This is a genomic window from Thioalkalivibrio sp. ALJ3 (genome assembly GCF_000377205.1).
Taxonomy (GTDB): domain Bacteria; phylum Pseudomonadota; class Gammaproteobacteria; order Ectothiorhodospirales; family Ectothiorhodospiraceae; genus Thioalkalivibrio.
Genome location: NZ_KB897907.1, coordinates 60,079 through 85,175, shown reverse-complemented (window position 1 = coordinate 85,175; position 25,097 = coordinate 60,079). Strand labels below are relative to the sequence as shown.

The 25,097-nt window shown below is 67.0% G+C and carries 23 protein-coding genes, 2 tRNA genes and 1 riboswitch; of the genes, 9 read left to right on the top strand and 16 right to left on the bottom strand.

The window, feature by feature from the left end; genetic code table 11:
• Positions 1 to 18 precede the first annotated feature (18 nt).
• From C935_RS0106900 to C935_RS0106890, 3 genes are read right to left on the bottom strand one after another with little or no spacing between them, the layout of a single operon-like run.
• Complete coding sequence (locus C935_RS0106900) at positions 19 to 513, bottom strand: Rrf2 family transcriptional regulator (RefSeq protein WP_018861786.1); 495 nt, start codon at positions 511 to 513, stop codon at positions 19 to 21.
• 57 nt (positions 514 to 570) lie between these two features.
• The gene (gene cysE, locus C935_RS0106895) at positions 571 to 1,398 is read right to left on the bottom strand and encodes a serine O-acetyltransferase (RefSeq protein ID WP_196799770.1); all 828 of its coding nucleotides are present in this window, start codon (positions 1,396 to 1,398) and stop codon (positions 571 to 573) included.
• A 57-nt stretch (positions 1,399 to 1,455) separates the two neighbouring features.
• Positions 1,456 to 2,193 (bottom strand): RNA methyltransferase, encoded by a 738-nt coding sequence (locus C935_RS0106890; RefSeq protein ID WP_018861784.1) that lies wholly within the window; start codon positions 2,191 to 2,193, stop codon positions 1,456 to 1,458.
• 149 nt (positions 2,194 to 2,342) lie between these two features.
• On the opposite strand from C935_RS0106890, the gene C935_RS0106885 reads away from it, so the two are divergent.
• Positions 2,343 to 3,155: an inositol monophosphatase family protein gene (locus C935_RS0106885; RefSeq protein ID WP_018861783.1), complete on the top strand. Its 813-nt coding sequence runs from the start codon at positions 2,343 to 2,345 to the stop codon at positions 3,153 to 3,155.
• Between the two features lie 128 nt (positions 3,156 to 3,283).
• Here C935_RS0106885 and C935_RS0106880 read toward each other — a convergent pair whose 3' ends face one another.
• Positions 3,284 to 5,170: a thioredoxin domain-containing protein gene (locus C935_RS0106880; protein ID WP_369771391.1), complete on the bottom strand. Its 1,887-nt coding sequence runs from the start codon at positions 5,168 to 5,170 to the stop codon at positions 3,284 to 3,286.
• A gap of 276 nt (positions 5,171 to 5,446) precedes the next feature.
• On the opposite strand from C935_RS0106880, the gene C935_RS0106875 reads away from it, so the two are divergent.
• The 5 genes from C935_RS0106875 to C935_RS0106855 all read left to right on the top strand — a co-directional run bounded on the left by C935_RS0106875 (position 5,447) and on the right by C935_RS0106855 (position 12,831).
• Entirely contained in the window at positions 5,447 to 6,448 is a 1,002-nt protein-coding gene (locus C935_RS0106875) for a MerR family transcriptional regulator (RefSeq protein ID WP_018861781.1), read from the top strand.
• Positions 6,449 to 6,521: 73 nt separating this feature from the next.
• Complete coding sequence (locus C935_RS0106870; RefSeq protein ID WP_018861780.1) at positions 6,522 to 7,931, top strand: deoxyribodipyrimidine photo-lyase; 1,410 nt, start codon at positions 6,522 to 6,524, stop codon at positions 7,929 to 7,931.
• A 24-nt stretch (positions 7,932 to 7,955) separates the two neighbouring features.
• Positions 7,956 to 8,219, top strand: a complete 264-nt coding sequence (locus C935_RS0106865; RefSeq protein WP_018861779.1) for a hypothetical protein — start codon at positions 7,956 to 7,958, stop codon at positions 8,217 to 8,219.
• A 141-nt stretch (positions 8,220 to 8,360) separates the two neighbouring features.
• Positions 8,361 to 8,861: a hypothetical protein gene (locus C935_RS0106860; protein ID WP_018861778.1), complete on the top strand. Its 501-nt coding sequence runs from the start codon at positions 8,361 to 8,363 to the stop codon at positions 8,859 to 8,861.
• A 148-nt stretch (positions 8,862 to 9,009) separates the two neighbouring features.
• Positions 9,010 to 12,831, top strand: coding sequence for an AAA family ATPase (locus C935_RS0106855; protein ID WP_018861777.1), 3,822 nt, complete (start codon positions 9,010 to 9,012; stop codon positions 12,829 to 12,831).
• 81 nt (positions 12,832 to 12,912) lie between these two features.
• Here the strand turns inward: C935_RS0106855 and C935_RS0106850 are convergent.
• The 5 genes from C935_RS0106850 to C935_RS0106830 all read right to left on the bottom strand — a co-directional run bounded on the left by C935_RS0106850 (position 12,913) and on the right by C935_RS0106830 (position 15,919).
• Positions 12,913 to 12,988: transfer RNA gene (locus C935_RS0106850), tRNA-Glu, on the bottom strand.
• 20 nt (positions 12,989 to 13,008) lie between these two features.
• Positions 13,009 to 13,239: a hypothetical protein gene (locus C935_RS0106845; RefSeq protein WP_018861776.1), complete on the bottom strand. Its 231-nt coding sequence runs from the start codon at positions 13,237 to 13,239 to the stop codon at positions 13,009 to 13,011.
• 25 nt (positions 13,240 to 13,264) lie between these two features.
• Positions 13,265 to 13,340, bottom strand: a tRNA-Ala gene (locus C935_RS0106840).
• Between the two features lie 42 nt (positions 13,341 to 13,382).
• A complete protein-coding gene (gene gltX / locus C935_RS0106835) occupies positions 13,383 to 14,789 on the bottom strand; it encodes a glutamate--tRNA ligase (protein ID WP_018861775.1) in 1,407 nt (468 codons plus the stop codon).
• A 149-nt stretch (positions 14,790 to 14,938) separates the two neighbouring features.
• Positions 14,939 to 15,919 carry a cytochrome-c peroxidase gene (locus tag C935_RS0106830; protein WP_018861774.1) on the bottom strand — a complete coding sequence of 327 codons (981 nt, stop codon included), beginning with the start codon at positions 15,917 to 15,919 and terminating at the stop codon, positions 14,939 to 14,941.
• Between the two features lie 259 nt (positions 15,920 to 16,178).
• Positions 16,179 to 16,413, top strand: a riboswitch (cobalamin riboswitch).
• Between the two features lie 127 nt (positions 16,414 to 16,540).
• On the opposite strand from C935_RS0106830, the gene C935_RS0106825 reads away from it, so the two are divergent.
• A complete protein-coding gene (locus C935_RS0106825) occupies positions 16,541 to 17,656 on the top strand; it encodes a porin (protein ID WP_018861773.1) in 1,116 nt (371 codons plus the stop codon).
• A 19-nt stretch (positions 17,657 to 17,675) separates the two neighbouring features.
• Entirely contained in the window at positions 17,676 to 18,239 is a 564-nt protein-coding gene (locus C935_RS0106820; RefSeq protein WP_018861772.1) for a cytochrome c, read from the top strand.
• 60 nt (positions 18,240 to 18,299) lie between these two features.
• Here C935_RS0106820 and cobM read toward each other — a convergent pair whose 3' ends face one another.
• The 3 genes from cobM to C935_RS0106805 are packed head-to-tail and all read right to left on the bottom strand — an operon-like array spanning position 18,300 to position 20,757.
• The gene (gene cobM / locus C935_RS0106815) at positions 18,300 to 19,064 is read right to left on the bottom strand and encodes a precorrin-4 C(11)-methyltransferase (RefSeq protein WP_018861771.1); all 765 of its coding nucleotides are present in this window, start codon (positions 19,062 to 19,064) and stop codon (positions 18,300 to 18,302) included.
• The gene (locus tag C935_RS0106810; RefSeq protein ID WP_026278702.1) at positions 19,064 to 19,492 is read right to left on the bottom strand and encodes a cobalamin biosynthesis protein; all 429 of its coding nucleotides are present in this window, start codon (positions 19,490 to 19,492) and stop codon (positions 19,064 to 19,066) included. Before C935_RS0106810 ends, cobM begins: the two co-directional genes overlap by 1 nt.
• A 29-nt stretch (positions 19,493 to 19,521) precedes the next feature.
• Complete coding sequence (locus C935_RS0106805) at positions 19,522 to 20,757, bottom strand: bifunctional cobalt-precorrin-7 (C(5))-methyltransferase/cobalt-precorrin-6B (C(15))-methyltransferase (protein ID WP_018861769.1); 1,236 nt, start codon at positions 20,755 to 20,757, stop codon at positions 19,522 to 19,524.
• 4 nt (positions 20,758 to 20,761) lie between these two features.
• On the opposite strand from C935_RS0106805, the gene C935_RS0106800 reads away from it, so the two are divergent.
• On the top strand, positions 20,762 to 21,580 hold the full coding sequence (locus tag C935_RS0106800; protein WP_018861768.1) for a cobalt-precorrin-6A reductase: 819 nt from the start codon (positions 20,762 to 20,764) through the stop codon (positions 21,578 to 21,580).
• On the opposite strand, the gene cobJ is transcribed toward C935_RS0106800, so the two are convergent.
• The 4 genes from cobJ to cobG are packed head-to-tail and all read right to left on the bottom strand — an operon-like array spanning position 21,553 to position 25,074.
• On the bottom strand, positions 21,553 to 22,344 hold the full coding sequence (gene cobJ, locus C935_RS0106795) for a precorrin-3B C(17)-methyltransferase (RefSeq protein ID WP_018861767.1): 792 nt from the start codon (positions 22,342 to 22,344) through the stop codon (positions 21,553 to 21,555). The genes C935_RS0106800 and cobJ overlap by 28 nt on opposite strands.
• Positions 22,341 to 23,096, bottom strand: coding sequence for a precorrin-2 C(20)-methyltransferase (locus tag C935_RS0106790; RefSeq protein ID WP_038044491.1), 756 nt, complete (start codon positions 23,094 to 23,096; stop codon positions 22,341 to 22,343). Before C935_RS0106790 ends, cobJ begins: the two co-directional genes overlap by 4 nt.
• Positions 23,093 to 23,746, bottom strand: a complete 654-nt coding sequence (locus tag C935_RS0106785; RefSeq protein ID WP_018861765.1) for a precorrin-8X methylmutase — start codon at positions 23,744 to 23,746, stop codon at positions 23,093 to 23,095. The genes C935_RS0106790 and C935_RS0106785 overlap by 4 nt, the downstream gene beginning before the upstream one ends.
• Complete coding sequence (gene cobG / locus C935_RS0106780; RefSeq protein ID WP_018861764.1) at positions 23,743 to 25,074, bottom strand: precorrin-3B synthase; 1,332 nt, start codon at positions 25,072 to 25,074, stop codon at positions 23,743 to 23,745. Before cobG ends, C935_RS0106785 begins: the two co-directional genes overlap by 4 nt.
• Positions 25,075 to 25,097: the final 23 nt, after the last annotated feature.

Sequence of the window (25,097 nt, the reverse complement as noted above, 5' to 3'; positions counted from 1 at the left end):
CACTCCTTTCGCAGCCGCCTAGGCGGTTGCATTGCTCGGTTTCGTCGCACCGCCCTTGAGGGCGTCGCCATGCATGACGACTTCTTGCACGCCGTCCTGCGCCATTTGCGCTCGGTGCCGCTCCAGCACGTCGGCCAGCGTCCGGTTGCTGAGAAAGTCATAGACCTGCTGGCTCAGATCCGTCCACAGGTCGTGTGTCAGACAGCGCGACTCCGAATTGCAGTTGGCCTTGCCACCACAGCGCGTTACGTCCACCGGCTCGTCCACCGCGACGACGATATCCGCCACCGTGATGCCTTCGGGCTCCCGGCTCAGCGCATAACCGCCGCCCGGGCCACGACTGCTGTTCACCAGCCCCTGCCGGCGCAGCCTGGAAAAAAGCTGCTCCAGATAGGACAACGACAGTTTCTGGCGCCGTGCCACCTCGGCCAGCGATACCGGGCCGTTCTCGGTGTGCATCGCCACGTCCAGCATGGCGGTGACGGCGTAGCGTCCTTTGGTCGTCAGTTTCATGGCTGTGTGTGCTTCTCGCTCATTTGCCGCGCAGCTTAAAATACCCGACCAAAACGATCAAGTATTCCCCTGCTGTTTACGTTCTTGTTGGTTTTCCGGCCGCGCAGGAACCTCGCATTCGTCCGGCTCCAGTCCCTCCAGATCGCAGGGCTCGATCGGCCTCGAGTCCGCATCGCCCACCACCTCGCCGGGATCGATCCCCGCGCGTTTCAGGGCCTGGCAGGCCTTGTCCATGCGCTCGTCCAGCTCGTGCACGCGATGCACGATCCGGTGAATCGCATTGGCCACCGGGTCGGGCATGTCGCGGGCCACACCATAGGCATCGAAACCCATGCGGTCGGCCATCTGCTGAAAACGCGGATCCGGCTCCGGTCGCGGACCGATGACCCGCGCCGGGATTCCCACCGCGGTCGCATCCGCCGGGACATCCTTCAGCACCACGGCATTCGACCCGACGCGCGCGCGCTCACCAACGTGGATCGGACCGAGCAGCTTGGCCCCCGCACCGATCACCACCTCGTTGCCCAGCGTCGGGTGGCGCTTGCCGCCCTCCCAGCTGGTACCGCCCAGGGTCACCTGGTGGTAGATCGTGCAATCGTCGCCGACCTCGGCGGTTTCACCGATCACCACGCCCATGCCGTGGTCGATAAAGAAGCGCCGACCGATCTTTGCGCCCGGGTGGATCTCGATTCCGGTCACCCATCGGCTGAAGTTGGCGATCACCCGCCCCAGCCAGCGCATACGATGATTCCACAGCCAGTGCGCCAGCCGGTGATACCAGAGCGCATGCAGACCGGGATACGCCGTCAACACCTCGAAGGCGTTGCGGGCGGCGGGGTCGCGTGCGAACACGCAGCGAATGTCCTCGCGCATCCTGTCAAACATGGTCCGGCCTCATTCCTGAGTCATTTACTAAGGTATCACTTACGTCCGCGTCCCGCTTCAGCGGCCACGCTCAGTGTGCGTCAATATTCCGCGCAACATGCGCACCTCGCTGGCACTCAACCCCGCACGCATATAGAGGTGGCGCAACCGCCTCATCAAATGACGTGGATTCTCGGGATCGAGCACATCGATGGTCGTCAGCGCCTGTTCGAAATGGCTGAACAGGCCTTCCATATCCGCCTGAGTTGCCAGCGGGTCGCGCGCATCGCTGGGCTCAACTGCCACCGGAGCCGACGCCCCGGCCAGGGCCGCCATGCGCAGCGCATAGGTCATCACCTGCACGCTGCCAGCAAGATTCAGGGAGCTGAAATCCGCTACGGTCGGGATCTGGACAAAGGCATTGCAGTGATCCAGCTCGGTATTGGTCAGCCCGCTGTGCTCGCGCCCGAACACCAGCGCCACCGGCCGCTCGGACGCATGCGTCAGCACCTGTTCGGCCGCGACATCCGGACCCAGCACGGGTACGGAGTGGGTGCGCAGCCGAGCGCTGGTGCCGATGACCCACACACAGTCCGAGACCGCAGCCGCCAGGTCGTCCACCACCCGTGCCCGCACCAGCAGGTCATCGGCCCCGGAAGCCAGCGCCGTGGCGTCGGCATGCGGAAACCGCTCCGGCGCGACCAGGACCAGATCGGCAATCCCCATGGCCTTCATTGCGCGAGCGGCGGAGCCGATGTTGCCCGGATGCGTCGTACCGACCAGCACGACCCGCACCCGCCCAAGGCATTCCTCCATTTGCGGGACCCCCTTCATTCAAGGCGTCGGATTGTACACACCGGTGCCCGCGACTTCCCAAAAAAGAGCCGCTTGTGTATTGTTCGCGGCCTTTCCGCGGCGCGTCCACGCGCCTGCGGGACACCCCGCAGAACACCAGGAGACACCCCATGCACCCCATGCTGAACACGGCGGTATCGGCGGCCCGCGAGGCCGGACGCATCACCACCCGCGCCTGGGGACGGCCGGATCGCATGAACACACGCGAGAAGGCCCGCAACGACTGGGTGTCGGATGTCGACCTCTCCGCCGAGCAGGCCATTGTGCAGACCCTGCGCCGCGCCTACCCCGACCACACCATCATGGCGGAAGAAAGCGGCCAGCAAGACGGGGCCGACGCCGAATACGTCTGGATCATCGACCCGCTGGACGGCACCACCAACTACCTGCGCGAGATCCCGCAGTACGGCATCTCCATCGCACTCAAGCACAAGGGGCGGCTGGAACAGGCGGTGGTCTACGACCCGCTGAAAGAAGAGCTGTTCACTGCGACACGGGGCGCCGGGGCGTTTCTCAACAGCCGCCGGATCCGCGTCTCCGACCGCAAGGACCTCAACGGCGCCCTGCTGGGCACGGGCATCCCCTTCCGCGAAGGCCAGGATCTGGAGCGCTACCTGAGCAGCCTGCGTCACCTGGTGCCGGGTACCGCCGGTGTGCGCCGTCCTGGCTCCGCCGCGCTGGATTTGGCCTGGGTTGCCTGCGGGCGCTTCGATGGTTTCTGGGAGATGGGCCTGCAGGCGTGGGACATCGCGGCAGGCCTGCTGCTGGTGCAGGAGGCGGGTGGCGTGGTCAGCGACTGGGCCGGTAACCCGGACGTGCTGCGCCGCGGCGATGTCGTCGCCGCCAACCCGAAGGTGCTCAAGGCCATGCTGCAGCGCCTGCACCAGGCCGAAAAAGAACGCAGCGCCCAAGCGAGCGATTAAACCCCTCCCTTCGATCGCCCTGCCGGGCTAACGCCCCGGTAGGCGCGCACCCGGCCACCTTCCGCGCCGTTGAGGCTGGGCCTAGTTCGGAATCCGGTGTTTACGTGCCGTCGATCCGCCGCTGGCGATCAGTCGCGTTCCTGGAACCAGAGGATGAGCCGCGCGTGATGCTTCGGCTGTCCCTCGACTCCGCGCCCCGGGCGCAGGTCATACTCCTCGAAGGCAGTCTTGAGCGTCTCGCTCTCCTCCAGCCACTCTTCGGTCATCCGCAGGATGAGCGTGGTGGGTGACGGCCGATGCACCGCCGGATGGAAGCGTTGCGAGATCATCCCCGGCAACGGGGGTTCCGGCTCGGACCGAAAACCGTCGTCGTCAAGGAAGCGCTCCCAGGCCGTCTCCAGCAGGGCAATTGCGGCACCGCGATCACCACTGTCGCGCGCGGAATCCCAGTCACGCAACCCTTGGGCAACATAGGCGTAATCGTTCAGCGTTGCCTCGCCCGCGTCTTCGCTCGGCAAGCCCATCAGGGTCGGCAGTTCATCGGGTGACCCGGCCACCTCCAGCAACCACGAGCGCACGGCCTCTCCGGCCTTCTCGAAGCGCTCGTCGTGGTCAGCCGCCAGCGCCAGCGCGGACAGCAGAAGTCCATGGGCCCCGGTCAGGACCTTTTCGTCGCGCGGCAGACCGCGCTCTTCTCGGGCCACGATCAGGGCTTCGCGGCCACTGTAGACCTTCTCCTGTACCGCCTCCTCGTCGAGTTCGAAGCGTTCGGCCAGTTGCGCGACCGTTTCACCGCTCCGCGGGAGGTAGCCCAGATCGAACACCGTGGCACCTTCCATCCCGAAGTAGGCACGCACTAGTTCGGGATTCTCGTGGTCCGCCAACGCGGACTCCAGATCTTCTTCCGGCCACAGATAGGCTCCGCCTTCGCGGCCTTGATCGTCCACTGCCGAGAGACTCGCGGCAAAGCCACGAAAGCCGTCCGGACCGGGCTCCGCCTGGTCCCCAAGATCATCCTCACGCAGCGCCATGTCGCGTTTGACGAAGTCCAGGTTTTCCAGACCCAGTTCGATCCAGTCCTGGCGGTCGAAGCGCTCACCCGCCTTCAGGTATACCCAGGCCAGCTGTGCCTGATCCTCCAGCATGACCTCGAAATGCGGCTCGCCCCAGTCGGGCGTATCGGAATACCGAAAGAAGCCGCCGCCCAGCACATCGCGCAGTCCCGAGCCACCCATCTCTTCCAGCGTGATATCGAGGAACTCGGGGACCCAGCCCGGCGCCTCGCCAATGTATTCGGCCTCCAGCAATGCGCGCAACCAGGGCGAATGCGGAAACTTGGTTGAGCTGCCAAACCCACCCTGGAGGTCATCCGCTTCACGTTCCATGGCGGTCCACAGGACCTGCGGCAGACGCGCCGCCCGGCTGTCGGACAGGGGCTCTTCACCCTTGCGCAGTCGCTCGGAGAGCTCATCACTGCCGCGGCGGGCAAGGTCGACCAACGCATCGTAATCCGCCTCCAGGCGTTCGGTGATGCCGTCCAGAAACTCCGCAAAATCGTCACGCGGGGCGTACACCACACCGGTAAGCGCATGACCGTCAGGGGTCACCACGACGTTCAGCGGCCATCCCGCGCTACCCGCCGTCGCGCGCTGGAACTCGAGCAGATAGGTGTCTAGCGCCCCATTCACCTCGCGGTCGACCTTGACCGGAATGAAATGCTCGTTCAGACGCTCGGCAATCCCTTCGTCCTTGAAGCTCTCGTCCTGCATGACATGGCAGTAGTAGCAGGAGTAGTACCCGCTGGAGATCAGCAGCGGGCGCTGTTCCTCGCGCGCCTTGTCCAGCAAGGCTGGATCCCAGGCGCGCCACTTCACCGGATCGTCGACATGCAGGCGTAGATACGGAGAAATGCTGTCCGCCATCTCGGGGTTGGCCTGCACCGGTACGGCTACGGCCAGGCACAGGGCCGACAGTGTGGCCAGCACGGAACCGCTCCGAATGAACGGATATCGCATGTTGTTCCCGCCCTGCGACATGACTCGCCTCCATTTAATTCTTCATTGTGCTGTTAGGGGACTGATTCCTGCCGGGGTTCATTCCACCTGGAACGCCCCTATGGATGTACGGGCTCGAACCGGGCGCAACCTTCCTGCAAGGCGCGACCCTCGCCGCTATGCTGCGCTTGGCGTATGAACCCAGGACGCTCCCACCACCGAATCAGTGTCGGGGTTGACGGCATCCGCCGTCCCGACCGAAGCTTTTCCCTGGCACCAGGTACATGATCCGTACAGATGCTGTACAATCTGACCATGGCCAGCGCGACTCAACTGAGCACCCATGATCAAGAAGGTCTCTACCCCATCCGCCACGTGTGCGCGGAGACCGGGATCAACGACGTAACCCTGCGCGCCTGGGAACGCCGCTACGGGCTGATCCGCCCGATGCGCACCCCCAAGGGACACCGACTGTACAGCGCGGACGACATTGCTCGCATCAGGCGCATCCTGGAGCTGCTCGGTCAGGGCATTCCGGTTTCTCAGGTCCATCGGGTTCTCGCCAGTGAAAACGCCGTTACCGCTCTGCCCTCTTCTTCGCAGCCCGACTCCACCACGCCCGCACGCCGCAACCGCGCCGGCTCCAGCGAACCGGGCGTAGCCCCGCATACCCTCGACCCACTGGCCGAGGCACTGTATGCCTCTGTCGTGGACCTGGATGCCGGGCAACTGGAACGCACCTACGCACGGCTGGTCATGCGCCACGGCTGGGACGGGGTGCATGAAAGCGCCTTTCTCGAGGTCTACCGGCGCCTGCGGGGGGAATCGCGACACACGCCTGAAGGGGAAGTACGCCTGGCGGTATTTGCCGCCTGGGCTACCGCGGCTTTCTCCGATCAGTTGCGTGCCGCAATCCGCGCCTGCGAAGAACCCGCGATTCCCTGTCTGGTGCTCGGTGGCGGGCATCAGCAGGTGGGCGGCATGCTCCTGCAACTAGCCTGCGCCCGGCGCGGTCTGAAAACGCTACCGCTGTTCGACGCCACCAGCCCCGAGGCCCTGGACACCCTAGTGCAACGCCTGTCCGCTCCTGCCGTCATCATCCACGGTTCCTCGCAGCTGATGCGTTCCCCCGAGCTTCCACGGGTCGAGGCCATCCTTGATCACCCCGGACCGCGCTGCTATCTGGCAGGCTCGGCCGCTCTGGAACTCTCGCAGGCAGAACATCGGCGCGAGATCGAAGTGCTGCCCGGCGCACCCCTCGAAGCCGCCGAACGACTCAGCCGGCAACTCCTCCTCTGAACCGGACACCCACTGAATCGCGGTCCGAGAGCCCCCCGACGCGCGAACGGCAGCATCAGGAAGAACACCCCTGATGCCCGGCCCCACTCTCGTCTGGCTGCGGCAAGACCTGCGCTTGGCCGACCAGCCCGCACTGCACGCCGCCTTCGAACGTGGCGGAGCCGTGGTCCCGGTCTTCATCCATGCCCCGGACGAAGACCTGCAGTGGGCACCCGGAGCCGCGTCCAACTGGTGGCTGCACCACAGCCTGGAAAAGCTGAATGAGGCACTTGAAGGGGCCGGCAGCCCTCTGATCATTCGCGGGGGTTCGAGCCTCGACACCCTGCGCGAGCTGGTCGCCGAGACCGGGGCCGAGGCCGTGTACTGGAACCGTGTCTACGAACCGGCCCGCGTCCTGCGCGATCAGGGCGTCAAGGCCGGGCTGCGCGCCGATGGCCTGGAGGTTCGCAGCTTCAACGCGGCCTTGCTGATCGAGCCCTGGGACGTCGAGACCGGACAGGGTAGCCCGTACAGGGTGTTCACTCCGTTCTGGCGCGCCTGCCTGCAGCGCGGCATTGAAGAGGACCCGCTCCCCGCCCCCTCCCGCCTGCCGGGGCCCGCGAAACCACCAGCATCCCTGACGCTCGACGACCTGGCACTGCTGCCACAAATCGACTGGGCCGGCGGCCTGCACGCCACCTGGACGCCCGGCGAGCGTGGCGCCCGGGACCGCCTGGAGCGGTTCCTCGGACGGACGATCACAGGTTACTCCGACAGCCGGGACCGTCCGGACCAGGACGGCACCTCCGGGCTGTCACCCCATCTGCATTTTGGCGAGGTCTCGCCGCGCCAGGTGCTGCGCGCGCTGCGCGATGCCGGCATCAGCCCGGAGCAGAAAGGACCCGAGTCCTTCGTGCGCGAGCTTGGCTGGCGCGACTTTGCACACCATGTGCTCTATCACTTTCCACACACGCCGGAGCAGCCCCTGAACCCGCGCTTCGAGGATTTCCCCTGGCGCGAATCGGAGGCCGATCTCGCCGCTTGGCAGCAAGGCCGCACCGGTATCCCGATCGTGGACGCGGCGATGCGCCAGCTGTGGGAAACCGGCTGGATGCACAACCGGCTGCGCATGGTCGTCGGATCCTTCCTGACCAAGAACCTGCGCCTGCATTGGGGGCATGGTGCCCGCTGGTTCTGGGACACCCTGGTCGACGCCGATCTCGCCTCCAACACCTTGGGCTGGCAATGGGCCGGTGGTTGCGGCGCCGATGCCGCACCCTATTTCCGGATCTTCAACCCGCAACGCCAGGGGGAACAATACGACCCGGACGGCCGATTCGTGCGACGCTTCCTGCCGGTGCTCAAGAAGACCAAAACACGGTATATTCACGCCCCGGGCGCCGGCGGCACCCAGGACTATCCCGACCCGATCGTCGACCTGAAAGCCAGCCGCCAGGCCGCATTGGAGGCCTTCGAGGCCGTCAAGAAGACTTCACCCAGTTAAAGAACAATCCAGCAAGGCCCAGACATGACCTTTTCCGAACGCAACCTCGACTACCCCAAAGGCGTCAGCTACAACTTCAGCCGCCACGACAAGACCACCCCGGTACGCGTGACCCATGAGGGCAAGCGCTACGTCGGGCAGATCCTGAACTCCAAAGCCCCCTATCGCATTCGCGTGACCGAGGAGATCATCGCGCCCGGCTCCGCGCGCTTCATCCCGGTACGCGAGATCCAGGTGCAAACCCTCGAGGGCGTCGAGTACCTGCACAAGGGCTACCACGGGCACTAAGTCGCCCGCGGGGGGGTCATCCAGCCGGCTCCTCCCCGAAGGAGTCTGGGGCATGGGGACTCGTGTGCAGATGGGCCCCATGCCCTAAACTCGGAGCATAGTCACGACAGAAACCGACCTGGCGTCGGCAAGGGGTTCGCCATGAAGTATCGGCTGATCGGCATTCTCGGCACTGTCCTGCTGGCTTTTCTGCTCACCAGCCCAGCGGCGGCGGAAAAGCCTTCCGACGAGCGCGCAATTGCGGGGCTGGAACACGGCCAGATCCTCTGGGACATCACCATCGGCGACCCTGAACGCCTGATTGCCCGGCTGAGCGTCATCGAAGAGACCTACGAGGACATGGTGCGCCAAGGCCTGGAGCCGAACATGGTGTTCGCGTTTCGCGGTGGTGCCGCCGCGCTGATCGCGCGCGATACCGAGCACCTCGAGATCGAGGACGTCTCGGCCGTGCGCCACATCCATGACCGTCTGGCCGACATCCAGGAACTCGATGGCGTCCACATGGAGGCCTGCCACATCGCCACCCGCCGCTTCGATCTCGGGCAGGAAGACCTGATTCCGGGCATTAACCTGGTGGGGAATACCTTCCTCTCCATCATGGGCTACGAGCAGCAGGGATACACCACCATCCGGATCGACTAACCCGACGCTCTAAATCCCGTTACAATCCGGGTAGTATCCTTGCTCGCAGTCTGGGGTCGCGGGCGAATCGCACAATAAACACCGGGCCCACAGCGGCGTTGTCTTCGTCCGCTGGCGCACACCCGGTATTGGCGACAGGGAGAGATGGTTGGCTCATCTGGAGATCACGACCTTTGGCACGGTCGGCGTGCGGGTCGAGGGCCGTGATATACCCGCCCTCTCCGGCACCAAACTGGGTCTGTTGCTGACCTATTTGGCGGCCGAATGCCCACGGCGTGTGCCACGCCAGGAACTGGCGCGCCTGTTCTGGCCCGAGCTCGACACCAACAGCGCACGTGTCAACCTGCGTCAGGGGCTTTTCCAGCTGCGGCGGCAACTGCCCAAGCAGCCGCCAGCCACGCTGGAAGCCACGCCGCGTTATGTCCATTTTCAGCTACAGCCGGCGGCGGACATTGACTTCCTCGCCCTGCACCGGCTGCGCGCCGACCGCAGCCATCTGAGCCCCAGCGAATTGGCCGAACAAGCGCTGGCCGTGATCCGGCGCTATCGCGGTCCCTTTCTCGATCCTGTTCGGGCACTTCAGGACCTGCCCGAACTGGCCGCCTGGGCGCAGACACAGCGGGATCATTACTGGTCCCAATTGCTGAACCTGATCGAGGAAGACCTCGAAGACCTCTGTCATTCCATTGATGCCGAGCCGCTGCTCGCCGAAATCCACCGGCTGCTCGCACTGGAACCGCATGAAGACGCCCTGCACCGCCTTCTAATGCTGACCCTGTCGGGCATGGGACATCGTGAGCGCGCGCTGGAACACTTCCGGCGGCTGGAACGCCGGGCAGACGCAGCGCCCGGCAACCTGCTGGTGCGCACCCGCGACGAGATCCTGGCTCCCGCCCAGAAGAACCCTGCGCAAGCGGCACCGTCGAACGCCGCATCCGAGCCCGCCGCCCTGCGTGCCGAACGCCGTCGAGTCACGGTCGTGGCCTGCCTGGTCCAGCCCAACACCAATCTCGATGTCGAAGTGCAGCATGAGCGCATGCAAACCGCGCTGGAACAACTGGATCTGGTGCTACTGAACCACAGAGGCCACGTGATACGCGCCCACGGAAGTGGTCTGCTCGCCTACTTCGGCTACCCCGCGGGCCGCGAGCAAGCCACCGTCGACGCGGTCCACGCCGCGTGGCAAGTCCTGCAAACACCACCAACCAATTGTCAGCTACGCGTCAGTGTCCACTCTGACCTCATCGTAACCGGCGTCGACCCTGATACCCCCGACCCAGCCGGCCAGCTCAGTCAGCATGCACAGACGCTGGCACGTGCCGCCGACATCGGAACGCTTGTGGTTTCCCCACCGGTATACCAGCGTGTCTCGGGGTATTTTCTGTTCAGCCCGCTCGACGGTGACGGCGAGCTCGAAGGAAGCTGGCGCGTCGCTGGCGACCCCGGCCCCCTGGATCGCGTCGACGCTCAGCATGTACGTGGCCTGACCCCCCTGGCCGGGCGTACGGAGGAGCTTGAATGCCTGCTGCAGACCTGGCACCAGACCCTTGATCAGGGCCAGCCACACTTTGTGCTTATCCAGGGGGAAGCGGGGCTGGGCAAGAGCCGTCTCGCCCGGCACCTGGACGAGCGTATCCGTGGGCAGGCCCGCTCGCGCTTCTTGCTGAAGTGCCGCGAAGACCGCTCGCGTCACCTGCTGACGCCCGTACGTCAGGCACTCGCCGCCTGGATCGGGCGCGGGACAATGAACGCCAGCCGGAAACGACGTCTGGCACGCGCCCTGGGCACTATCCAGTCACTCGAACCTGATACGGCCGACGCCCTGACACACTGGCTCACGCACCCGGACAGCAATGGGCTCGAGTCGCTGGCCGAACAGGGGCTGGACAGGGACCGAATCATCGATGTACTCGTTGAAGTCACCCGGCGACGCGCGAGCCGCGGGCCCATCCTGCTCATCTGCGACGACCTGCACTGGATGGACTCGGGTACGGCCGAGTTCCTGAGACGCCTGCATCAGCGCCTGCATGACCGCCCGCTGATGGCCCTGCTCACCGCGCGCATGAGTTTTCGCTCCAACTGGCGCGACGTACCCCTTGAGCATCTGCGACTGCACGCATTGTCGGATACGGCCGCTGGCGAGCTCGTTGAGCGCATCGACACGCAGCATCGTCTGTCGACATACCTGCGACAGCAACTCATCGACCGCGGCGAAGGGGTCCCCCTCTTTCTCGAGGAGCTGACGCGTTACGCCCTGGAAGCGGCACGTACCGGCGCCCTTCCCGACAGCCTGCCACCGGGGCTCGCGAATCTCCTGGTGGCACGCCTGGAACAAACCGGAACCGCGCGCGGCCTGGCCCATGCCGCGGCCGTGATCGGGCGCGACTTTGATACCCGGATTCTGAGCCTCCTCCTGGGGCAGCCGGCTGACGAAATCCGCCGCCAGCTCAGCCGCCTGACGGGCCGTGGATTCATCGAACCCGTCGGCGTACTGGATGGCGTGCGCTACCGCTTCCGCCATGCGCTGTTCCAGCAGGCTGCCTACGAATCGATGCTGGTTGTCGACCGTGCACAGCTGCACAGTCGGCTGGCTGACCTTCTCCGCGACGGACCCAGTCTGGACAGCGTCGACTGGGACCAGGTCGCCAGGCACCTCTATCATGCCCGGCGTTTTGACGAAGCGGTGCCCGCCTGGCTCCAGGCGGGCGAAACTGCGTTTGCGCGTGGCATGCTGCTGGAGGCCTCTCATTACTTCGAAGACGCACTGAGTTGCCTCGATCGCGAACTGGTCGACGAGAAACCATCGGAACAGCGCGATACGCAAACCCTGCGCGCCCTGGGGGGACTTGGGGCCTCGAATCTGGCGCTACTCGGCTACGGCTCCAGTACGGTCCACGCCATATTCGAACGTGCCTTGCGCATCACCGCGCCCCAACGCGACGGAGTGCAGTATTTCCGTGTGCTCTGGGGCCTGTGGCATGGCGCTGGCTCCTGGTACGGCTTTGAGGAAGCCCACCGCCTGGCCGACGACATGGAACAGGTCGCCGTTCAATCCAATGACCGCATGCTACAGATCGCTGCGCATTATGTTCAGGGCAACACGCACTTCTGGAGTGGGCAGTTCCCGCTGGCATTGGAACACCAGACCCGGGCGCTCGATCTGTACCGCGCGGACGATCACCCTCATCTCGTCGCGCGCCACACCGAGAACCCCGCGATCAGTGCACGAGGCTTCATGGCCTGGACACTTCTGTTCTTTGGTAACCATGCCCGCGCCTGGGACGAAATGGACGCCGCTTGTGCCGAGGCAGCCGAACTTGAACATCGCCCCACAGAGGCCTTTGTCTACGCGTTCCGGGCAGCGCTCGGTTTCTTCGCGGACGACCCCGACGAGGCGCTGATCTCGGCCCGCCGCACACTGGCGATCGCCGAGGCCTACGACTATCCCTTGTGGCGGGCCTCCGGCCTGGCACTGCAGCACTGGGCCCAAGCCCGGCAGGGCGACGCCTCCGCCGTGGCACCGCTCCGGGAGCAGGCAGAAGCGCTGCGCCACATCATGGACGGCGTCAGCACCATTTTTCAGTTGTTTGTACTCGACGCACTGCATGCCACCGAAGCCGACCCCTCCGACCGGCTCGAGATTGCGACAGAAACATTGCAAAACTGCCTTAAACGGGGCGACCACGGCTTCGAGCCCTCGACCCGGCGGCTACGTGCCCATGCGCTGCTCGAACGCAGCGACGGCACCGACAGCGAAGGCTGGCAGGAACTGGAGCGAGCACGCCGTCTGGCCCACGACCACGGCAACCCGAATATCGAACGATTGACCCTGCTCGACTATGCCCGCTTCACTCGGGACGACGTCTGGCGCCAGTGGAGCGAACGCGAGATCCAGCGCATCAACCGCTGCATCATCCCGCGCCGACCCACACCCGAAGAGAGGCTGCAGCAGAACCCGCGGCTCGCCTGAGCCGATTCTGGGGGAAACGCTGGCTTGATCAGCGGAAAAAGAAAAGGCCCGAACCTTTCGGTTCGGGCCTTTTCGGAATAATGGCGTCCCCACGGGGATTCGAACCCCGGTCGCCGCCGTGAAAGGGCGGTGTCCTAGGCCTCTAGACGATGGGGACGTAGAGGCAACGTCTTGTTGCTAGTTCGGCGGGCCCTGCGGCCGGCCGCTTCCTCTGCCTCCGGCCGTCTCACGATAGATAATCGTGGTAACGACACCGGTAAACACCAGAAGAAATCCGATCGGAACCGCCGCAATCAGGGGCTTGGACCAGGTTTGTTCCCCGGTGAACATGAGCCCGAAACCGCCGAACAGCCCAACCACTGCGATCACCAGACCCACCCAGATGGATATAACCCCAAAACGATGCATCGGTGATCTCGCTTACACCCGAATTTGGTGGAGCCAGGCGGGATCGAACCGCCGACCTCCTGCATGCCATGCAGGCGCTCTCCCAGCTGAGCTATGGCCCCGTGTCAGGCGAGCGCGTACTGTAGCCAGCACCCCCTGGAGTGTCAACCCGCCTCCGCCGAAATTTTCTGGAGCGCGCGGTCGATCCGGGCGAGTGAACGCTCGCGCCCGATCAGGACCAGCGTATCGTCGATCGGCGGCGATACCGTGCCCCCGGTCAGGGCCACGCGCAGCGGCTGTGCAACCTTGCCCAGCTTCAGATCCAGACGCTCGGCGGTGTGCAGCACGACCTCGTGCAGCGGCTCCTTCTCCCAGGCGCCGAGCGCGCTGAAACCGTCGTGCAAAGTCTGGAGCACGGCCTCGGCATCGGCCGTGAGTTGCTTGCGCGCAGCCTTCTCGTCGTACTCCTCGAACTCGCGGTAGAAGTACACGCTGTTCTCGGCCATCTCGCGCAGGGTGCGCGCCCGCTCGCGCTGGGCAATCACCACATCGCGCATCGCTGGGCCATTGGACGGGTCGATCCCCAGCTGCCCCAGGTGCCAGCCGAACTCCAGCGCCACATGGTCCGGGTCCAGCGACTTGATGTAGTGCTGGTTCAGCCACAGGAGCTTGTCGGGGTTGATCGCGGAGGCGGACTGGTTCACGTCCTGGATGTCGAACAGGCGTACCAGCTCGTCCACCGAAAAGATCTCCTGATCGCCATGCGCCCAGCCCAGGCGCACCAGGTAATTCAGCAGGGCCTCCGGCAGATAGCCCTCGTCGCGATACTGCATCACCGAGACCGCGCCGTGGCGCTTGGAGAGCTTGGCGCCGTCCGGGCCCATGATCATCGGCAGGTGGCCGTAGCGCGGCGGCTCCACGCCCAGCGCCTTAAGAATGTTGATCTGGCGCGGGGTGTTGTTCAGGTGGTCATCGCCCCGAATCACATGGGTAATCTCCATATCCATGTCATCGACCACCACCGTCAGGTTGTAGGTCGGCGAGCCGTCGGAGCGGGCGATGATCAGATCATCCAGTTCGCTGTTCTGGAACGCGACCTTGCCGCGCACCATGTCGTCGACGATGGTCACACCCTCGTCCGGCGTGCGAAAACGGATCACCGGCTCCACGCCCTCGCGCGGCTCGGTGCGCGCACGGCAGCGGCCGTCGTAGCGCGGCTTCTCCTTGCGCGCCTTCTGCTCCTCGCGCATCGCATCCAGCTCTTCCTTCGTGCAGTAGCAACGATAGGCGTGGCCCGCGGCCATCAACTGGTCGATCACTTCCTTGTACCGATCGAAGCGCTCCGTCTGATAGAACGGCCCGTGATCGTAGGTCAGCCCCAGCCAGTTCATGCCCTCGAGGATCGCGTTGACCGATTCCGCATTGCTGCGCTCCAGGTCGGTGTCCTCGATACGCAGCACGAACTCGCCACCGTGGTGGCGCGCGTACAGCCAGGAGAACAGCGCGGTGCGGGCACCGCCAATATGCAGATAGCCGGTCGGACTGGGGGCAAAACGGGTACGAAAACTCATGCGTCAGACACTCGATTCCGGTGGTCGTGAAAGGCGCACAGGGTAGCAGAAGCGCCGCGGACCGACCGCCCGGAAACGAAAAAGGCCGGGGACAAAGCCCCGGCCTGCAAGGATCCCCACAAGGAGAATTCGGTCACGCGCGTGCGCGTTTACGGCAGGGCTGGGATCTCGAAGCGCGGCATCTCGCCGGTCAGCGCATGCATGAAGGCCTCGATGTCCGCGACCTCGTCATCGCTGAACTCCATGCCCAGCATCTCCTGCCCCATGATGCGGATCGCCTCGTCCAGCGTCGCGGTCTCGCCGTTGTTCATGTAGGGGTAGGTCAGCGCCACATTGCGCAGCGTCGGGGTCTTGAACGCGAACTTGTCGGCCTCATCGCCCGTGACCAGATAGCGGCCCTTGTCCTCCGAGCCCGGTACCTGGATACGATGGAAACCGCTGTCGGTCAGCGCCGGCCCGCTGTGGCAGGCCACGCAGCCGTTATCGGCGAACAGCTTCATCCCGCGCATCTGCTGATCACTCATCGCGCCCTCGTCCCCGGCCAGCCAGCGATCCAGCGGCGAGTTCGGGGTGTTCAGCGTGCGCTGGAAGGTCGCCAGGGCCTTGGCCACGTGGTCGGTATTGATCACGTTGTCGCCGTCATAGTCAGGATAGGCAGCCTCGAACTTCTCCTGGTACTCGTTGAACTCCTCCAGGCGCGCGATCGCCTCCTCCAGCGGCATCGCCATCTCGATCGCGTCCTGGATCGGACCCAGGGCCTGGCCTTCCAGATCGTCCTCGCGGCCATCCCAGAACTGCGCGGTGAAGAAGCCGGAGTTCAGCACGGTCGGGGTGTTGCGTTCGCCGACCTGGCCGTCATGGCCGACCGCGCGCGGGATGCGGTCCGCCCAGCCCAGCGCCGGGTTGTGGCAGGTCGCGCAGGAGATCACGCCGGAGCTGGAGATCCGCGGTTCGAAGAACAGCATCTTGCCCAGCTCGATCTTCTCCTTGGTCATCGAGTTGTCCGCCGGGATCGGCGGCAGCGCCGGCAGCGGCTCGAACACGTCGCGGTATTCGGAATAGTCGGTATCGGCCACGGCCGGTGCCGCCGCCCCGAATGCGACGGCCGCGCAGGCCGCCAGCGCCGTCATGCGGAATCCGGAAAGCGTTTTCATACAGGTCTCCCTTGAGCAATGGACATCTGAGAAGCGGGCATCGGTGCGAACCGATATAGACTCGGTCCAAACCACCTGAAACCCACCCTACAGACGTGGGAACCTGGTCGCGATCAAAATCCGGCTCGGGGATGATCTGGATCAATTATCAGCCTCCAGGGGAAGCCGAGTTTGCGCCCAAAACACCGTTTCCCGGGATGCCCGGGCAACCTTGACCCCCTCAAACCGTTCAATTACGGTTCGCCTCTCTCCAGGTGCCCCGGCGTTCAGTCGCCGGGGATAATCGGGAAGCCGGTGCGCGAATCGACATTCGCAAGGCCGGCACTGCCCCCGCAACGGTAGGCGGAGACGGGCGGATCCAATGCCACTGCGGTGCATCCCCGGGATGCCCGCGGGAAGGCGATCCGCCCTGGATGCATCGCGCATCCACTCCGCGAGTCCGGAGACCGGCCTGGAGGACACCCGACGCCGCGGTGGGCGGCCGAGCGGGCCAGACCGGCGTGCTCGCATCGCCCGGCCTCCCCTGCTCCCTGTCCAGCTTCCGGCGTCGTTTCATCCACGGCGTGCGGGGTAGCGCGCCTAGGGAGCACCACAACAATGAAAAATGCCCAACTTCAGCCGGTGCGGCATGCCGTCCCGGCGCTGTCCATGCTGTGCCTGATAACATCGGCAAGCGTCGGCGCCGCGCAGGCCAGTTTCGAGTTCGGCGACGCGGATGACGGGCTTCAAGTCACCCTGGATCCCCTGATCCAGGGCCGCTACAGCTATAACCGCGACCCGGACGGTTCCAGCAGCGAATTCGACGTCCGCCGTGCCTGGCTAGACACCTCGGGAACTCTGGTTCACCCCGATCTGAGCTTCCGCCTGCAGCCGGACTTCAGCAGCGGCGAGCTGTCCATGCGCGACATCTGGTTGCAGTACGCACTGGGTGAACACCTGGGCCTGCGGGCTGGCCAGTTTACGGTCCCCTTTGGCCTGTCGCGGGATATCGGCGGACCCAACCGCCTGTTCACCGAACTGAGCATCGCCGGCAACCAGTTCGAGGTTCCGGCCGGCCGCGACACCGGTATCGCCCTGCTGGGCGGCGCCGGCGACGACAGCGCATGGGCCATCGGCGTGTTTGACGGTCGCGGGCGTCTGGATCAGCGCGACGATCGCCCCTCCACATCCGGCCATCTGTTCAGCGCACGCGGCGCATGGGCCCCGGTCGGCATGGTCCCGCGTGACAACACCACGGTGGGCCAAGCCGTGGAGCGCACCGTCGCCCTGGGAGTGGGCGTACAGGCCGCCAACCGTAACCATCTGCGCGACTGGAGCCGCGGTGTGGAAGACACCGTGGACAACCAGCGCGCCGACTGGGTGACCACCACGGCCGATGCCGTAATCAAATTTGGTCACACCTCGCTCTCACTGGCCGCTTTCCGGCGCGACGTCTCGCCAGACCAGACCGCGAGCTACCACGACCTGGGTGCGGAGCTGGAGCTGGCGCAATCACTGCCAATGGAGGGACTGGAGTTCGCCGCGCGCCACGCCGTATTGCGCCACGACGCGGGCGACGACCTTGGCACTGACGAGCGCTGGCAGCGCGAATGGGGCGCCGGCCTGAACTGGTACCACCGAGGTCAGCGGCAGAAGACCCAGCTTGTGTGGTTCGACCGCGACGCCGACACCTCGGACTGGGAGTTGCACCTGCAGCACCAGTTCCGCTTCTGAACGAACAGGGAGAATCGCCATGAAACGGACGCAATCCACCCATCAAGCTCTGACCACCGCCCTCACCGCCGTGCTGGTACTGGCTGCCGCGGCAGGCCCGGCCACCGCCGAGGTCAGCGTCGCGATGCCGGGCCCCTGGGGCGACGACTTTGCGGAGACCCTGGACGATCCGGCCGGAGTCGATGCCAGCGAGGCCTTCCAGCGCTTTCGTCAGCAGAGCATGCAGGGCAATTCGGCCGTCTACCGGAGCATCGAGCAGATCTTGCGCTATGACGCTCCATTCGCAGGGCAACTGCCCGACCTTGCCCGCGAACTGGCGCGCAGGGGCGACGACATCGAAACCTGGTTCGCAAAGGAGACACCGGCTCGTGAAGGCGAGCCGGGGGCGCTCCCCAAGGCCTGGGAGGACCCGGAGTTCTCCGCATACAAGGCGGCATTCCGCGAGGCCACGGCCGAGCTGCAACGAAAAGTCGACGCGGCCGACGACTTGGAGGACGAGAGCTTCCAGGTGCGCGCAACCGAGGTCCTGAACGGCGTGCGCCACCAGTGCCTCGCCTGCCACGACAACTACCGCCGTCGCTGAATCACTCTGACACCCGGGGCCGCCGCTTGGCGGCCCCTTTCCCGATCAGCCGCCCGACACTCAGTCGCCATCCATGCCACGGTAGCGGCGCACATGCGCCGGGTCGTACAGCGCACTGTCGCGGAAATCGCCCGGATCCAGAGCCGGGCCCACCAGGATCAGCGCCGAGCGCCGCATGGTCAGGGCCTGCGCCCGTTCCGCGATATTCCCCAGCGTACCGCGCACCACGGTCTCGTCCGGCCAGCTGGCGCGAAACACGATCGCCACCGGGCAGTCGCAGCCATAGTGCGGCCGCAGGTCCTCGACCACGGTCTCGATATTGTGCAGCGATAGGTGGATCGCGAGGGTCGCCCCAGTGGCGGCAAAGCTCGCCAGCCGTTCGCGCTCCGGCATGGAGGACGCCCGTCCCGGCGTACGCGTCAGCACCACCGACTGCGCCACCTCCGGCACCGTCAGTTCCCGCCCCAGAGTCGCGGCGGCAGCGGAGAACGCCGGCACGCCGGGCGTGATGCTGTAGTCGATCCCGGCCGCCTCCAGCCGGCGGATCTGCTCCCCCAGCGCGCTGTAAACCGACAAATCGCCGGAGTGCAACCGCGCCACGTCCTGACCCGCCGCGTGGGCACGTTCGATTTCCTCCATGATCGCGTCCAGCGTCAGCGGCGCGGTGTTGACGACGCGTGCCCCCTCCGGCACATGATCCAGCACCGCCTCCGGCACCAGCGAACCGGCATACAGGCACACCGGGCAGGCCGCGATGCGATCCCTCCCGCGCAAGGTCAGCAGATCGGCCGCACCCGGCCCCGCTCCGACAAAATGAACCGTCATCACCACTCCTCGAGAAGCTCGTCCGTCCCGTTCCCCGTGCGCACCGCCACCGCGCAGCTCGCCCGCGCGGAGAGCCGCCGCGGCAGCAGCAGGCGCGCCCCGTCGCCGGCCACCTCCAGCGCCGCCGCCTCCGCCACCGAACCGACCCCAGCGGCGGCACGCGAGCGCGGCGAGTCCGTGGGCAGGGCAGCGTCGTGCTTGACCAGCGCGGCTGCCGACGCGAACACCGGCTCCAGCTCCAGGTCTCGCGCGGCCGTCAACAGCACCGGGCTGTCGCCCTTGTGCGCCGGGGCCGCCAGCTGCCGGGTCACGACCGCCTCGGCGCCCCCCGTCCGCAACATGGCGTGCGCCTCGGCCAGCACCTCGCGAACCAGTGCCTCCAGCTCGCCGGCCGTGCAGGCCGAGGCGAAGCCGACGCCGGGGGTCACCCGGACACGTGCCCCGCTCAGCGTTTCCCTCAGCTCCGGCGCAGCGACCACAGGGTCACCGGCCGCAGCGGCTTCCAGCCGGCCATGCCGCCCAGCGGCTCCGCGCGGCTGACGTTGATCCGCGTGAGCTCGCCGCCGTGGCGCTCGTGCGCCGCCGCCAGCACCGCATCCCCTTCCACGGTCACGCTGCTGGCGACCAGCCGCCCGCCCGGGCGCAGCTGGTCCATGCAGTGCTCCACCAGCCCCGGCGTGGTCAGCCCGCCGCCGATGAAGATCGCGTCGGGTGGCGGCAGGTCTTTCAATACCTCCGGCGCCCGCCCGTGGATGCGGCGCAGCGCCGGCACCCCCAGCGTGCTGGCATTTCGCGCGATGCGTTCCAGGCGCTCCGCGCGCGGCTCGATCGCCACGGCGGTGTTGGCCGGATCCGCCAGCATCCACTCGATGCCGATGGCTCCGGAGCCGGCGCCCACGTCCCACAGCCGTTCGCCGCGTCCGGGCGCCAGCAGGGCCAGCGCCACCGCCCGCACCTCGCGCTTGGTGATCTGGCCGTCCTGCTCGAACTGCGCCTCCGGCCGGCCGGCACTGGCCGCCAGCACCTGCGCCGCCGGATCGGCCCGGCATTCCAGCGCCACGGTGTTCAGCGCCTCGATCGCGACCTCCGGCCAGGCCCCGGCGCGCGCGCTGACGACCGCCTCGCGGTCCGCGCCCAGCGACTGCAGCACGGTCAGGGTGGAATCGCCAAAGCCGAGCCCGGTCAGCCAGTGCGCCAGTTCCGCCGGGGTATCCCCGTCGCGGCTCAGGATCAGCAGCCGCGCGCCGTCATGCAGCCAGGGCCGCAGCGCCTCCATCGGCCGGCCGTGCACCGACAGGCAGCGGGTCTGCTGCAGCGGCCAGCCCATGCGCGCAGCGGCCAGACTGAACGCCGAGGGCGCCGGCCAGACGCAGGTCTGCGCGACCGGAAAACGCCGCATCAGGGTCGCGCCCACCCCGAACCAGAAGGGGTCGCCGCTGGCGAGCACGCACAGCGGCTGCCCGGCGCGCGCCTCGATCCAGTCCAGCGCAGTCTCCAGCGGCGACGGCCACACCAGGCGCTCCTGCCCCGGCCGCTCCGGCAGCATCTCCAGATGCCGCGCGCCGCCGATCACCGTCGCCGCCGTGTCCAGCGCCATGCGGGCATCCGGGGCCAGCCCGGCGAGTCCCCCCGCGCCCACGCCGACGATGTTCAGCCATGGCGCTCGCTCCTCGTTCGTGGCTAGACTGGTCATCCTCATGAGCTCCCGTTCATCCTCCGATACCGGCACCGGGGCGGCGCGCCCGCGGCAGATCCTGCTGCTGGGCGGCACCACCGAGGCCGCGGCACTGGAACCGCTGCTGGACGGCCACCCGCGGCTGCACGCCACCGTGTCGCTGGCCGGACGCACGCGCAGGCCCGCGCCCTCGCGACTGCCGCGGCGCACCGGCGGGTTCGGCGGCGCCGACGGCCTCGCCGCCTGGCTGCGCGACCACGCCATCGACGCCGTGGTGGACGCCACCCACCCGTTCGCGTGGCAGATCTCGGCCAATGCCGTCGCCGCCACGCGCCGCGCCGGCGTACCCCTGGCCCGGCTGACCCGGCCGCCGTGGCAGGCCGGCCCCGGGGATCACTGGCTGCGCGTGCCCGACCTGGAGGCCGCCGCCCGCGCGCTCCCCGGCCTCGGCCGGCGCGTGCTCATCACCACCGGGCGCCAGCACCTGGAGGCCTTCGAGGCGGCGCCCGAACTGGACTACGTGATCCGCACCATCGACCTGCCGGAACCGCCGCCGGCGCTGCCCCGGGTCACCTGGCTGCGGGCCCGCGGCCCGTTCAGCCTGGCCGACGAGCACCGGCTGCTGGAGACCCACGCCATCGACGTGCTGGTCACCAAGGACAGCGGCGGCGAGGCCACCGCCCCCAAGCTGCAGGCCGCACGCGAACGCGGCATCCCGGTGGTGATGGTGGACCGGCCGCCGGACGCCCCCGGGGTGCCCCGCTTCCACGCCCCGCAAGCCACCCTGGAGTGGCTGGAAGACCTCGCGCGCGTTCACCGCGACTCCGCCGACTCGACATAGCGCGGGGTGTACACGTGCCGCCGGCCGGAGGGGCGCTCCAGCACCCGGGTCGAGGCGGCGCCCACGATCACCAGCGTGCTCATGTTCGCCGTCGTCGGGTCCACCTCGCCGAGGGTGGAGATCTGCACGTCTTCGCGCTCGCCGCGGCCCACCGCGGTGGCCAGCACGACCAGGGTGTCCGGCCCCTGGGCCTCGCGCACGATGCCCAGGGCCTCCCCCAGCTGCCATGGTCGCGCGCGCGAGATCGGGTTATAGAACGCCATGGCGAAGTCGGCCTCGGCCGCCAGCCGCACCCGGCGCTGGATCAGCGACCACGGCTTGAGGTTGTCCGACAGCGAAATCACGCAGAAATCGTTGCCCAGCGGCGCACCCAGCCGCGCGGCGGCGGCCTGCATCGCCGAGACCCCGGGAGTCACGTCCACCTCGACTCCCGCCCAGCGTTGTGCCTGCGCCCCTTCCAGCGCCTCGAAGATCGCCGCCGCCATGGCGAATACACCCGGGTCGCCCCCCGAGACCACGACCACGTCCCGCCCCTCGGCGGCCATGTCCAGGGCGTGCATCGCACGCGCCAGTTCCTCGCGGTTATCCGAGGCGTGAACACGGTGATGAGGGCCCGCAATCCGTTCCAGGTACGGCCCGTACCCCACCAGATCGGTGGCCGCTTCGAGACGGGCAGCGACCTCCGGTGTGATCCATTCCGGCCCCGCCGGACCCACCCCGACCACACTCAACCGACCGACCACCGGACCGCCATCCCCGATCATCGCCGAACCCCTCGCCCGGGGATCACGATCATCGAGAAATAGGGCACCCGTTCCGGGATCTCGGACAGCGGCAGGACCCGCTCCTCGGCAGTGCTCGCGCGTTCCACGTACCAGGCGCGCTCACTCAGCCCCAGCTCCTGCAGGACACCGACCACCGCATCGCGATGGGTCCCCACTTTCATGATGACCGCTGCATCCGTCCCCTGCAGGGCCTGGCGCAGATCGTCCATCGGCATCGTGCCCGGGATCACCGTCAGCAGGTCATCGCGCATGGTCAACGGAGTTGGCAGTTGGGCGGCAGAGGCCATCATCGAAGTCACTCCGGGCACAATACTCGTGCGAAAGCGCTCCTTGAGCCGCAGGTATACGTGCATGAAGGAGCCGTAGAAGAACGGGTCGCCCTCGTTCAGCACCACGACCGAGCGCCCGGCTTCCAGTTCGGCCGCCAGCTGTTCGGCACAAGCGTCGAAGAACTGCTCGATGCAGCGGCGGTATTCCTCGGAGCCGTGCGGAATCTCGTTGGTCACCGGGTACTCCAGCGGCATCTCGCACTGCCCGGTACCCAGGTGGGCATCCACGATCGCACGGGCCTGACCGCGCCCGCCGCGGCGGCAGAAGTAGGCCACTACCGGGCTCTGTGCGATCAGGCGCGCGGCCTTCAACGTCAGCAACTCGGGATCGCCAGGCCCGGTGCCGACTCCATACAGGCAGCCCGCCTCCGGGGATGCATTCACAGGGGAAGAAGTCGTCATATCCGGTCACTCGCAAAGGCGTTGATGGCCGCCGCGGCCATGGCGCTGCCACCGCGGCGTCCGAAGATGGTCAGGTACTCGAGGTCCAGCGGGCTGGCGGCCAGCGCCTCCTTGCTCTCCACCGCACCGACAAAGCCCACCGGGATACCGAGTACCGCGGCCGGACGTGGCGCCCCCTGGTGCAGCATCTCCAGCAGGTGAAAAAGGGCCGTGGGTGCATTCCCGATCGCCACCACCGCACCCTCCATATGCGGTCGCCACCATTCCAGCGCCGCCGCCGAACGCGTTGTGCCCATACGCTCGGCAGCAGCCGCCACTCCGTCCTCGCGCAGGCTGCAGATCACCGGGTTATCCGCCGGCAGCCGGGCCCGCGTGACTCCATGGGCCACCATGTTGCTGTCACACAGGATCGGCGCGCCGGCAGCCAGCGCCGCGCGAGCCGCCCCGGCCACGCCAGTCGAAAACCCGACGTCCTGCGGCAGGTCGGTCATGCCGCAGGCGTGGATCATGCGGACCACCGCAGACACCAGATCCTCCGGAAAACGATCCAGCGCCGCCTCGGATCGAATAATCGCGAAGGACTCCCGATAGATGGCCGTCCCATCGCGCTCATAATCCGGTACGGCCCCGGCGGTATCGCTCTGCGTCATGTTTCGTCTCCGTTATTCACCATCGCGTTGAGGCGCCGACCCAGCTCGGCCGGTCCCAGCCTGTGCAGGGCCGCGAGCATCCCGACGCGCTCTGCGTGCGTAATCTGTTCAAGCGCCGACAGGGCCGCTCGCAGCTGATCCGGCGAAAGGCCCACAAGTAGGGGCTCCCAGTGCGCCGGTGCACGTTGCAGCGACAGGTCGTAATGCCCCGCCCGCGCCGCAAGGACCACCCGGGCATTCGCGGGCCTCCCGCAGTGTTTCTCGCAGCCACTGACATGCAGATATTCGTCACCGGCCAGCAGTCCGCGGGCGGCTGGCCCGAGCATCGCGGCGTCCGCCCGCGTGAATGTCGTACCCGCCGAGCACCCCGCCTGACCGACACAGGCGCTCACCGCGAGGCGAGGATCCCTTGGATCCGTTACACCGCCCCATGCAGCCAGCCGGTCCAGGGCGATCGGCCGCGCCCCGACCAGCAGCACGCTGCGCCAGGGGGTGAGCCGCAGGCGCCCTTCCCCGCCGCGGATCTGCTCGGCCAGCCCCCGCAGGGCCTCGGCGCGCAGGGCTCCGAACGGAAACGCGACCCCGAAGGCGTCGCCATTCAGGCCCGCGCCAATCCCGGAGTCGGCGTTTTCGCTGCTCCGTGCCGCAATCGGATCCCCACCCGGAAGGACTCGCTCCAGTCCGGGAGGCGTCAGGGCCTTCGCGCCGAACCGAGCCAGGGCGCCGGGCAAGCGCCCCGGCGGATCCGGATCCCCCTGGCGCAGCGCCAGGAATTGCTCGAGGACTTGCAAGGCGGCGTCCACAGCCTTCTCTGGGCGTGCCCACCCAAGCACCGTCGCGACCTGAGCCGACGCCCCGACGGCCACGCGAATCCACACGCCACCCGGTCCCGTACAGGCCTCCAGCCGAAGGTCCGCCGGCACCCGGTCCAGCGGCAAATCGCCACCCGCCTCCACCAGCACCCCGACCTTCGGCGGCAGTGCGCGCAGGCGCGGGGTTGCGCCCAGTGCCCGCGCAAGTTGCCGCGCGATGGGCTGTACATCCATGGCGGCCTCCGGGTCGATATCCGTCGCCGGTGCCACCAGCACATTGCGCACCGCCTCCGCCTCGGGATCGCGATCCGCCAGACCCGCCGCCTCCAGTTCGGCCCGTGCCGTCTCCAGGCCCGGCGTGTCCAGACCGCGCAATTGCAGATTGCCGCGACTGGTCAGCTCCAGGTCACCGGAACCGAAACGCAGCGCCACCTCGGCGAGGATGCGCGCCTGCGCCGCGTCAAGCCCTCCGATCGGGTGACGTACCCGCATCAGAAGCCCGTCTCCGGTCGTCATGGGCGCAGCGACTCCGGGACACG